Source organism: Lutibacter sp. A80 (assembly GCF_022429645.1).
Taxonomy (GTDB): Bacteria; Bacteroidota; Bacteroidia; order Flavobacteriales; family Flavobacteriaceae; genus Lutibacter.
Genome location: NZ_CP092480.1, coordinates 3,097,323 through 3,111,966, shown reverse-complemented (window position 1 = coordinate 3,111,966; position 14,644 = coordinate 3,097,323). Strand labels below are relative to the sequence as shown.

Genomic DNA, 14,644 nt, shown 5'->3' with positions numbered 1-14,644 from the left:
AATTTTAAAGACTCTAAATTTTAAATTCATATTAAATTCAAACATAATGAGCGATAAAAATAAAGCACTTTTTTCTGAATTCCCTCCTGTTTCAACAGAACAGTGGATGGAAAGAGTGACCGCAGATTTAAAAGGAGCTGATTTTGATAAAAAACTGGTTTGGAAAAACCTTACTGGTATCAATATTCAACCTTGCTACAGCATAGAAAATAAAATTGAGCAGCTTCAAAATACTGGAGAAAACTCTCAATCTTTAGTCAACTATCGTAGCATTACAGTTACAACAGCTGAAAATGGAAATAAATTAGCTATAAAAGCTGTTGAGGAAGGAATGAATGGAATTATTTTTCAATTAAAAGAAAATGTATCTATAGCAAACCTTCTTAATGGAATAGATTTAAATGCAACAACTGTTTCTTTCGAAATAACAGATGATGCTGTTGCTTTTACAACTGATTTAGTTGCTTTTGCAAAAGACAGCAATTTAAAAGGTTATATTAATACAGGAGTTATTTCAAATTATGTAACTACTGGTTCTTTTAATGCTTCTCAAATTGAAGTAATTGCAGAACTTGTAAAATTAACTGCTGATTTTCCTAACTTTAAAGCTATCACAGTTTCAGGAACTGAATATTTAGATTCAGGTGCAAACCAAGTTCAAGAAATTGCGTACACATTAAACTCGTTGGTTTTCTTAATTGAAAAACTTTCAGAAAAAGGTATTGAAACGCAAACAATTTTTAACAACTTAAACTTTAAACTAGCAATTGGCTTAGAGTACTTTGTTGAAATTGGTAAATTTAGAGCATTTAACAGTTTATTAGCTGAAGTTGCTACCAAATACGGAGTTTCTGAACTTACAAATACCATTACAGCTAAAACTTCAATTTGGAGTAAATCTGTAACAGATGCTGAAACTAATTTATTGCGTTGTACAACTGAAGCAATGTCTGCAATATTAGGAAATGTAGATGGTGTTTTAATTGATGCTTACGATAAAGAATTTAAAAACCCTTCAGATTTCTCAAGTAGAATTGCTGGTAATATTACTACAATTTTAAGAGAAGAATCTTACTTTGGTAAAGTTTCAAATCCTGTTGATGGATCATACTATATTGAAGAAGTTTCTTCAAAAATAGCTGAAAAAGCATTGGTTTTATTCCAAGCTATTGAAGCTGATGGTGGTTTTTATACTGCTTTTGAAAACGAAACTATTCAACAACAAATTGCTGAAATTCGTTTAAAAAAATTAAAATTAATTAGCCAACGTAGAACTCCAATGGTAGGTATTAACAAATACCCTAACCTAATGGAAACTGTTGCTGTAGATGTTCTTTCTAAAGGAGGAGCAGCCGATTCAAAAACATTAACTCCAAGAAGAGCTTCATTAGAAATTGAAGCTATGCGTAGAGTTACTGAAGAGTTAGTAGCAGAAACAAAAGTACGTCCAATTGTACAGTTAGCAAGTTTTGGAAACTTAAATATGCGTAAAGCTAGAGCAGCTTTTGCTTACGACTTTATTGGTGTTAGTGGTTTTGACGTTCACCAAGAAGAAAGTTTTAATAGCGCTGAAGAAGCTGCAACAGAAAGTGCAAAATCAGACGCTCACGTAGTGGTAATCTGTAGTTCAGATCAAGATTACGATGAAAGTGCTGTTGCATTTATAAAAGCATTTAGAGCTATTGCTAAAAACAAAGTATTGTTATTAGCCGGTGCTCCTAAAAACATGGATGAATTAACTGAACTTGGTTTAGATGGTGTTGTTAATATGAGAACTGATGTTCTTGTAACACTTTCTGCTATTCAGGAAAAAGTTCAAAAAACCTTAAAATCTTAAGAAGTATGAAACCAGATTTTTCAGATATAAAATTAAATTCAGCTGTTAAGCAAACAGCTGCAACTTCAGAGAATCAAGACGTTTGGAATACTCCTGAAGGAATCCCTGTAAAAAAACAATTTTCAAAAGAAGATATTTCAGAAGCCGAACATTTAGGTTATGCTGCTGGTGTACCTCCATTTTTAAGAGGACCTTATAGCGCAATGTATGCTATGCGTCCTTGGACGGTTCGTCAATACGCAGGTTTCTCAACTGCAGAAGAATCAAATGCTTTTTACAGAAGAAATTTAGCTGCAGGTCAAAAAGGACTTTCAGTTGCTTTTGATTTAGCTACACACCGTGGATACGATTCAGATCACCCACGTGTAACAGGTGATGTTGGTAAAGCCGGTGTTGCCATAGATTCTATTTTAGATATGGAAATTTTGTTCGATCAAATTCCATTAGATAAAATGTCTGTTTCTATGACAATGAATGGTGCTGTATTACCAATTATGGCCTTTTATATTGCTGCTGCAAGAAAACAAGGTGTTTCTTTAGACAAACTTTCTGGAACTATTCAGAATGATATTTTAAAGGAATTTATGGTGCGTAATACATACATTTATCCACCTGCTCCTTCCATGAGAATTATTGGAGATATTTTTGATTATACAACACAAAATATGCCTAAGTTTAACTCAATTTCAATTAGTGGTTACCATATGCAAGAAGCTGGTGCAACTGCAGATATTGAATTGGCTTATACCTTAGCAGATGGTATGGAATACATTAGAACTGGATTAAAATCTGGTTTAAAAATTGATGAATTTGCGCCTCGTTTATCATTCTTCTGGGCAGTAGGAATGAATCACTTTATGGAAATTGCAAAAATGCGTGCTGCACGTATGCTTTGGGCAAAAATAATTAAGTCATTCAACCCAAAAAATCCAAAGTCAATGGCATTGCGTACGCATAGTCAAACTTCTGGATGGAGTTTAAGTGAGCAAGATCCTTTTAACAACGTAGCTAGAACTTGTATTGAAGCAATGGCTGCTGGTTTAGGTGGAACGCAATCTTTACACACAAATGCATTGGATGAAGCCATTGCTTTACCAACAGATTTCTCTGCAAGAATTGCACGTAATACGCAAATCTTTATTCAAGATGAAACACAAATGACCAAATCTGTTGATCCTTGGGCTGGTTCTTACTATGTTGAGTACTTAACACAAGAGATTGCTAAAAAAGCTTGGAAATTAATCGAGGAAGTTGAAGAATTGGGTGGAATGGCAAAAGCTATTGAAACTGGAGTTCCAAAACTACGTATTGAAGAAGCTTCTGCACGTAAACAAGCGCGTTTAGATTCTGGTCAAGATATTTTAGTTGGAGTAAATAAATTCCAAACTGAAGAAGAATCTAATATTGAAATTTTAGAAGTTGATAACACGGTAGTTAGAGAATCTCAAATTGCACGTTTAAACAAATTAAAAGCTGAACGTAATTCAGAAGTTGTTGCTGCTAAACTAAAAGCATTGGAAGACTGTGCTGGAGGTGCTAAAGGTAATTTATTAGAACTTGCTGTTGAAGCTGCAGAAAATTTTGCTACTTTAGGTGAAATTTCTGATGCTTTAGAAGTTCATTTTGGAAGACATAAAGCGGATACTAAATTAATAAGTGGAGTGTACGGGAAAGAAGTAGATAACGACAGTACGTTTGCAAAAGCTCAAAAATTAGCTGATAAATTTGCAGAAATAGAAGGTAGAAGACCAAGAGTTATGATTGCAAAAATGGGTCAAGACGGTCACGATAGAGGTGCAAAAGTAGTTGCATCTAGTTTCGCTGATTTAGGTTTTGATGTGGATATGGGATCTTTATTCCAAACTCCTGAAGAAGTTGCAAAACAAGCTATTGAAAACGATGTTCACTTTGTTGGAGCATCTAGTTTAGCTGCGGGTCATAAAACATTAATTCCTCAATTAATTGAAGAATTAGAAAAACTAGGCAGACCTGATATTATGGTATTTGCAGGTGGAGTTATTCCAGCGCAAGACTACGATTACTTATTCGAAAGAAAAGTAGCTGCCGTATTTGGTCCTGGTACTGTTATTTCAGAATCAGCGATTACAATAATGGAGAAATATTTAGAACAAGAATAAGTTTTTAATTTTTTTTTAATTTTAAAAATCCCGAACAATTTAATTTGTTCGGGATTTTTTGTAGCTCTAATTTTACACTTTACAAGTTTATTAACATCAAAATTAGATTTTCAAATTCCTTGTTTATTCTAAATTTAAATCTTTAAATCCAGTTACTTCAGTTGAAACCTCTCCTAACCAACCACCTGCAGCTTGGTTTGCACTGTATACTTTTACAAAATCTATACCTTTAAGATTTACTAATTCACCTTCATCATCAACTGCCCAACTAATATCTATTTGAGCTTTTTCATCATTATTACTCCAATTATCTGCATAACCCCAATCGTAAGCTGGGTTTACCCAATAAGTTCCAGATCCAGATTGATCATAAATGTTAGATTTTAGATATGTCCCTTTAAAAGTAATAGTTTCTCCTTTCCACATTGGATAATATGTTTGTTGATGAAAAGCATTTTTAGCAATATAACCTTCTTCTCCTTGGTTATCTGTCCATCTAATATAATTTGGTTCAGTTGCATTTTCAGGCTCAGCCTCTGGCTTGTAATAAGTGATCTCATAATTTTTAATTGTAGTTGCCTTATTGTGTTCAGAACCCGCAATTTCGTACCATTCATCATCTGCTATTCCATTTGCATTAGCATCGTATGATACCATTATAATTCCTGGCTCTGCCCAAGTAGAAAAAGCATTTCCTAACACTACAAAATCATTACCCTCTTTATTAACAATTGTATGATCAAATCCCATTTCTACATAACCACCAAATCCACCAAGGCTAATCATACTTCCAGATGTTAGTTTACTTTCTGCTAAAGCTCTCATTGTTTCATCTGTATCTTCAGCTGTAGCAGCTGGTAAAGAGTTTGTGAACTGTCCTGGAGCAGGTAAAAAATCAAAAACTTGAGTTATTTTATTTTCATAAGTTTTAGCCGCAACAGTTACTGCAATTATTTTAGAACTTTCACCAACCATATTTTTAGCTATAAACTCTAAATAAAAAGTTCCTTCTTTAGCAAATACATGTAATAAATCGTTAGTAGTAGCAATTTCCTCATCATCAATCAACCATTGGTAAGTTACTTCACTTGAAGAACTTACTTCTGGAGCAATACGTAACCATTGCATCTGATCTACAACAATACCTCCTACTGGTTCAATAAGTTTTATTTCTGGAACACTTGCTTCTATACTAATTGTACGTCCATCAGCAAAGGTAAAACTCATAATACCATTGGCTAAAGAAATAGATATTATATCTGAAGCGTCTTTTCCGTCTTGTCCAGAGGCAGAAGCACCCGTATCTACATTATCTATAAACCAGTTACCATTATCACCAATTTTTATTTCAGGAGCTTCTCCTGTCTCTCCTTTTGCAACCTCTCCAGAGTCTACACCGTCGATCCACCAGTTACCATTATCTCCAATTTCTATAAAAGAAGAGGTATTACGAACTGAAAGTTGAGAACCATCGCTCATATTAATTACATAACTTCCGTCTTGTGCTTCATAACTTTCAACATATAATCTTTCACTTAATGCATTAAGCAAGGTTTCATATTGAATCATTTGCTCTTGTAGTTCATTAACGTCATCTTTTAAATCGTTAATATCATCTTTGTAACAACCTGATAGTAATAAGATTGTACTTAATAAAAATACTGTTTTTTTCATGTTTATTGGTTTATTATTGTTGTTTTAAATTCAAAAGCAAAATGAGCAGGAATATCTCCAGTTGTTACGGTAAATTTGGTATTACCATTATTATCAATACAATAAAGCGTTCCTGGAGAAACATAGTCTCCAGCATCTGTTATATAAATATTTGAAGAGATTGGATCTACTGCTATACCGTATGGCGTTTTTATGGCATCACTAACTTCTGCTGGTAAAAAACTTTCATCAAGCAGCGTTTCGGTTTTTACATCTAACATAGAATAGTTGATTGTCCAATCGAATGTAGTGTAGCTAAATTCTGATCCTATTATATAAGCCGTATCTCCGGCAATTGTTAAATTAGCGCAGGCAATATCGAAACTGTTTTTAACAGTATCTGTTTCTGTATCAATTACAAATAATTTTGAAGGGTTTTCAAAATAATCTCCACGAGAGCTTACATACAAATCACCATCTTCATCTGCTTTAAGACGGTGAAGATTTATTGCAACATCTATATCATTAATTTTTGTAAATGAATTAAGATCAATTACAGAAACGGTTCGTTCGTAATTTGGAGGGCTGTAACCTCCAGAATTAGCAACATAAAGTTTTTCGCCAACAACAGCTATTTCTTCGGGCTGTCTTCCTACTTCTACTGTTCTAGTTATAGCTAACGATGTAGTATCAATTTCTGCAACAAATCCATTGGCAGAAGTATTTCCTAAAGCAACTTCACCATCATAAGCGCTGACATAAGCTTTTCCATTAGAAAAGGTAAGGTATCTACAGTTTTTAACGTCAATTACTTTAATGCGTTCAGCAGTTTTAACATCCATAACTTCTACCTTATTAGAATTATTAATTACAGCATACAGTTTTGAGCCATAAATTGCAATGTCGTTACCAACATCGCCCAAACCTAAAGTAGATTCTGGATTTGCCTCTCCATAAACATTACGCCTATAAATTCCTGATTCATAATCGTAATAATCGAGTGAAGCTTTATTCATATTCATATTCCCTTCATTTAGTAAATAGAATCCCTCTACAGATGTTACTGTTTCGGGTGGCAATGTCACTTCCTCTTCAGGAATAATTAAATCGTCCTCTCGGCATCCAATTAAAGAAATAGTAGCTATAGCAAGCATTAACCAAAAATTGTTAGTTGTTTTCATTGTTGAATATTTATTAAAAATTTAGTGATATATTAAAACGGTAATTTCTTCCAGGCATTGGAAAATTAAGTACCACATCGTAATATTGATTGAATACATTATTTACTTCCACACCCATTTTTAGTGGTAACTTTAAAAAATCGCCTTCCCAGTTAAGCGCCAAATCACTTGTATACCATGGTTTTACATAGTTTACTGGAATATTAGCTTTTTGACTATAGCGTTCACCTGTGTAAATAAAACTGTAATTCATTTGCCAATTTTCCCAATTTATAGTTGAAGTTAACGTTCCGCTATGTTTTGGGGTGTATGGTATTTGGTCTCCATAAGTTGTTCCACCTGGTGTAATGTCTATTGCTTGTTGAAAAGTATAATTAACACCTAAATCAAACAGTATATTTTCAGGTAATTGAAGTCCTAAGTTTGCATTTACTTCCAAACCTTTTATTTCAACCTCTCCAAGATTCATCATTGTCCAACGGAAAAGATTTGAAGAAGGCATTGCTACAATTTTATCTTTAACACGATTGTAATACACATCGGCTTGTAAAGAAATTGACTGTACTAGTTCATTTGGTTCAATTATATAGGTTGTACCAAAATCATATTGGGTGGTAAATTCTGGCCGTAAAGAACTGTTACCAACAAAAGTGTAGTACAAATCATTAAATGTAGGCATCCGAAAAGACTCTTTATAAAATGCTCTTATTCTGAATTTATTTGTATCAAAAGGTTGATAAGAAACTGATAATACAGGGCAAAAAACACTTTGGCTATCGCCTTGTTGGTAGTATTTTACCTGCTCATCAATATAAGCACCTAATAGATTTGCTTGAATATCAATCCGTTCCCAATTCATTTGGCTAGACAAGGCTCCCAAATATGAATATCTTGTTGGATAAGGAAAACGATATAAGTTTGCATCGAGCGTATTTATTGAAAAATCGGTTGCAATAGATACATCCCACCAATTTTTAATCTCATACTGATTTACCAAAGAAGCATAAAATTCGTTTTGATAATATTTATTATCCAAAGCTCCTTCAAGCGTTTTATAATCTGGATCTATATACCTACTGTAATCTCTACTAAATTTTACATTGAAAAGTAATTCGTGTTTATTAAAATATGAATTTTGTAACGAGCCATGTACAAAAAAATTCGTATCCCATTGCCGTTGTACATACTCGTATCTATTAGCAACAATGGCTCCTGGCAAGCCTCGTTCAGAATCATATATATATGCCTTTAACATTGCACGTCCACCTTTCTTTAATTTTGCGTGTAAAGACACTTCGCTACGTAAAGCGGTTATATCTCCATTTTGACGAACAGCAATAGTATCGTATCCATTATCTTTACTATACCTATATTTATATTCTCCGTCAGCTTTTACCCATTCAGCACTTGCGGATAAAGATATTTTATCCGATAATTTATGTTGAAAAAATACAGCGGGATTAAAAAGTCCAAACGAACCCGTTTTAAACGTTGTTCTTAAATGTGTTTTTTCTGTTTCTGAAAAATCTGGAACTTTGGTTTGTAAAAACAATGTATTAGAAGAGAAAAACCCACGAGCAGGTTGAAAAATAGATGATTTTTGACCATTATAAAGTGAAATAGATTCTATATTATCTAGCGAATATTTCCCTAAATCTACTTGACCATTTTGAGCATTCCCAACAGTCATTCCATCATAAAAAACCGCAGTATGAGCACTACCAAGACTTCTTACATTAATTGTTTTTATACCGCCAACACCACCATAATCTTTTAACTGCACTCCCGAAAAATAACGTATAGCATCTGCAACAGACAAGCTATTCATTTTCTCTAATTGCTGCCCAGATAAAACTTGAGCTGGCATAGGTGAAGCTATTTTAAATTTACGTTTAGTTGCAGTTAAAACAACCTCATCTAACGCAATTCTTTTAATAGAATCAAGTTTTAGATTAACCTTCTCTTCTGAAGATTTATTTTGCGCATAAATTGGGTTCAACAACAAACCTAATGTTTGTAATAAAACACCAACACTTATAAGGCATAAAAGCCTTTTGTTACATAAAAACATAAAACCTATTTGATTGTTATCAAATAACTTTAATGGAAAAAATGAAATCAAATGAAAATTTGATGATCTGCATCTGGCTTCAAAGCTTTATTCCACGAAAGCTCTAAAATTATACGCAGTGGCAGGTATCCTGACTTATTCCCATTTTGAACCGCCTTCCCATCTCAAAATTTAGAGACAGTGGCAAAAGATTGGCCTAAAATTATAGACCTGTCAAAATGTTGCATGGAACTTACAGTAACGGGTTTGTTCAGGATTTTCACCTGATTCCCTCTTAATTAACTACACCGAAAAGCATAGCTAAACCATTGCGGCGCAAAGGTAAAAAATCTCTTTATAAATAACACTTTATTTCTACTTTATTAATGTACAGAAAACGTAATAATTAAACTATTGTAAGTCACTCAACTTAGACATTTATAAAGCATTATTTTATAATAAAAATTTATAACAACATTAAGTTCATCTTAAATCAATACAATAATGCTATTTTTGCAGTCTTAAAGTTAAAATATGGATTTTTCAAAAGTAAAATTAGTAGTTACCGATATGGATGGCACCTTACTTAATTCTAAACACGAAGTAAGTCCTCTATTTTTCTCAATTTTTAATAAATTAAAACAAAGGAATATTCATTTTGTTGCAGCTAGTGGAAGACAATACCATAGCATTGTAAATAAATTGATTAATATAAAAGACGACATAACTATAATTGCAGAAAATGGAGCTTTTGCAATGCAAGGAGCTAATGAATTATTTTCAATAGGTCTACCTAAAGAACAAATTTTAAAATCCATTGCATTATTACGTACAATTAAAAACACCAACATTGTTTTATGTGGTAAAAAATCAGCATATATAGATTCTAAAGACGAAAAATTTATAGCGCTTTTTAACGAATATTATAGCGAATACAAAATTGTAGATGATTTAACCAAAGTTGAAAATGATTTGTTTTTTAAAATAGCTGCTTATCATTTTGATTCTTCTGAAAAGTATATTCTGCCAGAAATAAAACAACTTGAAAATGATATGCAAGTATTTGTTTCTGGTAAAAACTGGTTAGATATTTCGCATAATAATGCCAATAAAGGCTATGCTTTAAACATACTTCAAAAAGATTTAAACATTACCAAAGAAGAAACCATGGTTTTTGGAGATTATAATAACGATTTAAAAATGATTGCTCTTGCAGATTTTAGTTACGCTATGCAAAATGCACACCCTAATGTAATAAAAGCAGCTAATTTTTTAACAAAAACGAATGATCAACAAGGGGTTGAATATATTCTCGAACAAATTTTAAATTCTAGAAATATTTAAGTTAGGCACTCTTTTAAAAATTGAAACTCATATTATAATTAAAAAGATTTCTTAAAATCATTAAGTATATTTTGAGCGGCTTTTACCGGTGATATTTTTGATGAAATAATATCTTTTTCAAGTCCCTTTAATTTACTAGAAATATCTTTTGAACCGTAAAATAAATGCTTTAATTCTTCATTAATATTATTGTACATCCATTGGATTTGTTGATGATTTCTATTTCTTATAAAATAACCATTTTCATCAACTAGCTTTTTAAAGTTACCAACTTCTTCCCAAACTTTATCTATTCCAATTCCTTTTATAGCAGAGGCTGTACTTACCACTGGACTCCATCCAGATTCGGCTAACGGAAAAATATGTAATGCATTTTGGTATTGACGTTTAGCCATTTTACTCATAGTAATATTATCACCATCGGCTTTATTAATTACTACCATATCTGCCATTTCCATAATCCCTTTTTTAATACCTTGTAATTCATCACCAGCTCCAGCCAACATTAGTAATAAAAAGAAATCAGTCATTCCGTGTACAGCAGTTTCGCTTTGCCCTACTCCAACAGTTTCAATTAATAAAACATCATATCCATTTGCTTCGCAAAGCAGCATAGTTTCTCCAGTTTTATTTGCAACTCCTCCTAAAGTATCTCCAGATGCAGACGGACGAATATATGCTTCTTCCATATTTGCCAATTCTTCCATTCTGGTTTTATCCCCTAAAATACTCCCTTTTGACCGTTGACTACTTGGGTCTATAGATAAAATTGCAACTTTATGACCTTTACTTACCAGATGCTTTCCAAAAGCTTCAATAAATGTACTTTTTCCTACACCTGGAACACCTGTTATACCAATACGAATAGAATTTCCAGAATATGGTAATATAGCTTGAATAATTTCTTTAGCAAGTGTTTTATCACTTTCTAAATTACTTTCAATAACAGTAATAGCTCTAGAAAGTAATACCCTATCTCCATTTAAAATTCCTTTAATATATGCTTCAGGTGCGAGCCTGCCTTTTGGCTTGTAATTTTTCATAAATACGTATGCTATTTCAATGTAAAATGCTATTAATTTAGAAGAACAAATATACGGATATTAAGAAAAATATATGCTTAGAATTGGCTCATTTATTCCTTAATTATTCATTTATGTAACATAAATCATTTTTTATACCATATTCAAACATTACTTTTGCAACCTTAATTTACAGAACTTAAGGTGTAAGTTTATAATTAAACCACGTCAAACTATTGAAACTAAATTAACTAAACAAATGGACAGTCTTTTAATAAAAAACAGCATTAAAAAAGGTGTATCTTACTCTACATACCGAACCTTAATTAAAGGTCTTTTGGTTGAAGGTAAATCTACTGGAAGTGAACAATCAAAAGCTCTTTTAGAATATAGCACTTTGAATGATAAGCGTATGGATAGATTAGACAAAACGCTAAAAATTTCAGAAGAAACAACTACTGCTTTAGAGCAATTAACTAACAATTATACATTATTAATTTTAGCTGAAGGTTGGTGTGGCGATGCTGCTCAAATATTACCTGTTATTAATAAAATTGCTACAGCTTCTTCTAAAATAGATTTAAAAATTGTTTGTAGAGATGAAAATGAAACTTTAATGCAACAATTTTTAACAAATGGAGGCAAAGCAATTCCCAAAGTTATTATTGTAAATAGTAAAAATGAAGTTGTAAACTCTTGGGGACCTAGACCTTCTATTGCTACTAAAATGGTAAATGATTACAAAGCACAACACGGTGGTTTAGATGCTGAATTTAAAAAAGATTTACAAATTTGGTACAATAAAGATAAAGGAAATAACACTCAAAAAGATCTATTAGAAATCTTATTAGCATCTGAAAAAAGCACAAACTAATTTAGTGTACCTTTGTTTTATTAATTTATAAAAATGATTGTAGACTTTAATCAAATCCCAAACTGGTGTAAACTGTGGGTATTCCCTTCAAATAGAAAATTTTATCCTCAAGAAATTGATGGCTTAAAAGAACGTATTGAAAATTTTTTAACAAAATGGACTAATGAAGGGCAAGCCTTAGAGTGTTCTTATCAATTTAAATACAATCGTTTTATTATTATTACTGTAGATGATTCAGAAGTAAATTTAAGTTTAAAAGCGCACGACACTTTAACTGCTTTTATACTTGAATTAGAAAAGTTTTATGATATTGTTTTATTAGATAAAATTAATGTTTGTTACAAACAAGGTGAGTTTGTGCAATACAAAGATTTAAAGGAATTTAAAAAAATGATGAAAAACAAAGGTGTTTCTACTAAAACTACAGTTTTTGATAATATGATTACTACTAAAGCAGAATTAGAAAACGACTGGGAAATTAATATAATGGATAGTTGGTTAGGACGTTTTTTATAAGAAAATCATTCCAATTCCAAACGATAAGCTATTAAGCCTACCGTTTTCAAAATTTGCAATTTGCTTATTATGAAAATCCATATTCAAAATAAGACTATTATTCCTTTCTGAAGAAATATAATACCCAATTCCTACTTTATAATACTTTCCACGTTCAAAAGCCTTTCCAAGCTTCAATAACTTCCCTATTCCACCACCAACATAGAATTTATCATCATCAGACTGTGCAAGGGCTAATTTTACGTCTATATAATAAGGAATCGCTAAAATATCGACATCTGGATGCACATCTAAACCCAAATTAACACCTGTTGAAATAAAACTATTAAGTTTTACTTCTAAGCCATTTCTTAAAAAAATAGCATTTGGAGCTATTGGAGACCAATCTGTTTTTTCTAAATAATTATCGTATTCTCCAAAATTTTCATTTCCAGAAAAAGTAACATTCAACGTAAAATTATAATTTACTGCACGCTGAGAAAAACTAAAAACACTAACTAGCAACGCTAAAAATAATAGTATCTTTTTCATAAAAAGAGCTAAAGTTTTAGATTGGCTATAAACGCTTCAATATCTACTGCATTAGCTACATTAAAATCTCCAATTTTTGTTCTTCGTAATTTTGACAAGTGTGCACCTGTATTTAATGCAACTCCAAAATCATTAGCCAAAGATCTAATGTACGTTCCTTTACTACAAACTACTCTAAATTCTATTTTAGGCAAATTTATGGCTGTAATTTCGAATTCTGAAATGGTAATTTTTCTTGATTTTATTTCGGTAGTTTCACCAGCTCTCGCCAATTCATACAAACGTTTTCCATCTTTTTTTAAGGCTGAAAAAATAGGTGGAACCTGGTCTATTTCTCCAATAAATTGCTGTGTAGTTTGGTGAATTATATCTTCAGTAATATGGTCTATTGGAAAATTTTTATCAATTTCTGTTTCTAAATCAAAACTTGGTGTTGTAGCACCTAAGGTAATTTCTCCTGTGTATTCCTTGATTTGACCTTGAAATTCATTAATTTTTTTAGTGAATTTACCTGTACAAAGTATCAATAAACCTGTAGCTAAGGGATCTAAAGTTCCAGCATGACCTACTTTAATGTTTTTAATTTTAAAACGTTGTTTAATTTCCCAACGCAGTTTATTTACTACTTGAAAAGATGTCCAATTTAGCGGTTTATCAATCAATAAAACCTGTCCGCTTTTATAATCTTCTAAATTCATTATTTATTAAATAAAGTTATTGTAATTGCAATTATTCCAACAATAAAACAATACAATGCAAAATAAGTAAGCTTACTTTTTTTAACAATTGCAAGCATCCATTTACAAGCAAATAAACCCGCAATAAAAGAAGCTATAAACCCAATACTTAAAACTCCAATTTGGCTACTTTGAAAATTTATAGATCCCGATAAAACATCTTTTGAAATTTTACCAAAAATTAAAGGCACCACCATTAAAAAAGAAAAACGAGCTGCTTTTGTTCTGTCAATTCCCAACAAAACTGATGAAGATATTGTTGCTCCAGATCTTGAAATTCCGGGTAAAATTGCCAATGCTTGTGAAACTCCAATTACAAATGCATTAAAAAAAGTAACATTTTTGGTAGTGTTTTTAGCTTTATCAGCAAATAATAATAAAAGTGAAGTTATAACAAGCATAAAACCTACTAATAATATTTGCCCACCAAAAAAGGCTTCAAATTGGTCTTCAAAAAAAAGACCCGCAGCTACAGCAGGAATCATAGATAAAATTATTTTAAGTGAAAATTTTAATTCTTCATTCCATTTAAACTGAAATAATCCTTTAAAAATTTCTAACACTTCGTCTCTAAAAACAACCAAAGTACTTAATGCTGTTGCAAAATGTAATACTACCGTAAAAGTTAAACTTTCATTAGGTAATAAGTTGTCGCCAAAAAAAGCTTTTGCTAATTCTAAATGTCCGCTAGATGATACCGGTAAAAACTCTGTTAAACCTTGAATAATCCCTAAGACTATCGCTTCAATATAACTCATATT

General features: G+C 31.7%; 12 protein-coding genes and 1 riboswitch. Of the genes, 5 read left to right on the top strand and 7 right to left on the bottom strand.

Features of this window, described 5'->3' with window-relative positions:
- Positions 1-46: 46 nt before the first annotated feature.
- Both MHL31_RS12870 and scpA read left to right on the top strand, forming a co-directional pair.
- Complete coding sequence (locus tag MHL31_RS12870; protein ID WP_240226354.1) at positions 47-1,837, top strand: methylmalonyl-CoA mutase family protein; 1,791 nt, start codon at positions 47-49, stop codon at positions 1,835-1,837.
- A 5-nt stretch (positions 1,838-1,842) separates the two neighbouring features.
- A complete protein-coding gene (scpA, locus tag MHL31_RS12865) occupies positions 1,843-3,975 on the top strand; it encodes a methylmalonyl-CoA mutase (RefSeq protein ID WP_240226353.1) in 2,133 nt (710 codons plus the stop codon).
- Between the two features lie 123 nt (positions 3,976-4,098).
- Here scpA and MHL31_RS12860 read toward each other — a convergent pair whose 3' ends face one another.
- From MHL31_RS12860 to MHL31_RS12850, 3 genes are read right to left on the bottom strand one after another with little or no spacing between them, the layout of a single operon-like run.
- Positions 4,099-5,649: a PL29 family lyase N-terminal domain-containing protein gene (locus MHL31_RS12860; protein ID WP_240226352.1), complete on the bottom strand. Its 1,551-nt coding sequence runs from the start codon at positions 5,647-5,649 to the stop codon at positions 4,099-4,101.
- 2 nt (positions 5,650-5,651) lie between these two features.
- Positions 5,652-6,809, bottom strand: coding sequence for a YncE family protein (locus MHL31_RS12855; RefSeq protein WP_240226351.1), 1,158 nt, complete (start codon positions 6,807-6,809; stop codon positions 5,652-5,654).
- A gap of 13 nt (positions 6,810-6,822) precedes the next feature.
- Positions 6,823-8,880 (bottom strand): TonB-dependent receptor, encoded by a 2,058-nt coding sequence (locus tag MHL31_RS12850; protein WP_240226350.1) that lies wholly within the window; start codon positions 8,878-8,880, stop codon positions 6,823-6,825.
- A gap of 102 nt (positions 8,881-8,982) precedes the next feature.
- Positions 8,983-9,205, bottom strand: a riboswitch (cobalamin riboswitch).
- A gap of 188 nt (positions 9,206-9,393) precedes the next feature.
- Between MHL31_RS12850 and MHL31_RS12845 the strand changes: the two genes are divergently transcribed.
- Entirely contained in the window at positions 9,394-10,203 is an 810-nt protein-coding gene (locus tag MHL31_RS12845; RefSeq protein WP_240226349.1) for an HAD family hydrolase, read from the top strand.
- 38 nt (positions 10,204-10,241) lie between these two features.
- Here MHL31_RS12845 and meaB read toward each other — a convergent pair whose 3' ends face one another.
- On the bottom strand, positions 10,242-11,246 hold the full coding sequence (meaB, locus tag MHL31_RS12840) for a methylmalonyl Co-A mutase-associated GTPase MeaB (protein WP_240226348.1): 1,005 nt from the start codon (positions 11,244-11,246) through the stop codon (positions 10,242-10,244).
- Between the two features lie 238 nt (positions 11,247-11,484).
- Between meaB and MHL31_RS12835 the strand changes: the two genes are divergently transcribed.
- Together MHL31_RS12835 and MHL31_RS12830 are read left to right on the top strand one after the other, a co-directional pair.
- Positions 11,485-12,099: a thioredoxin family protein gene (locus MHL31_RS12835; RefSeq protein ID WP_240226347.1), complete on the top strand. Its 615-nt coding sequence runs from the start codon at positions 11,485-11,487 to the stop codon at positions 12,097-12,099.
- A gap of 33 nt (positions 12,100-12,132) precedes the next feature.
- Positions 12,133-12,615 carry an ABC transporter ATPase gene (locus tag MHL31_RS12830; RefSeq protein WP_240226346.1) on the top strand — a complete coding sequence of 161 codons (483 nt, stop codon included), beginning with the start codon at positions 12,133-12,135 and terminating at the stop codon, positions 12,613-12,615.
- Here MHL31_RS12830 and MHL31_RS12825 read toward each other — a convergent pair.
- Genes MHL31_RS12825 through MHL31_RS12815 form a run of 3 tightly spaced genes read right to left on the bottom strand, consistent with a single transcriptional unit; the run spans position 12,610 to position 14,641 of the window.
- Positions 12,610-13,146, bottom strand: coding sequence for a hypothetical protein (locus tag MHL31_RS12825; protein WP_240226345.1), 537 nt, complete (start codon positions 13,144-13,146; stop codon positions 12,610-12,612). The two genes, MHL31_RS12830 and MHL31_RS12825, sit on opposite strands and share 6 nt — an antisense overlap.
- Before the next feature lie 8 nt (positions 13,147-13,154).
- On the bottom strand, positions 13,155-13,844 hold the full coding sequence (gene truB, locus MHL31_RS12820) for a tRNA pseudouridine(55) synthase TruB (RefSeq protein WP_240226344.1): 690 nt from the start codon (positions 13,842-13,844) through the stop codon (positions 13,155-13,157).
- The gene (locus tag MHL31_RS12815) at positions 13,844-14,641 is read right to left on the bottom strand and encodes an undecaprenyl-diphosphate phosphatase (protein ID WP_240226343.1); all 798 of its coding nucleotides are present in this window, start codon (positions 14,639-14,641) and stop codon (positions 13,844-13,846) included. The genes truB and MHL31_RS12815 overlap by 1 nt, the downstream gene beginning before the upstream one ends.
- Between the last annotated feature and the right edge of the window lie 3 nt (positions 14,642-14,644).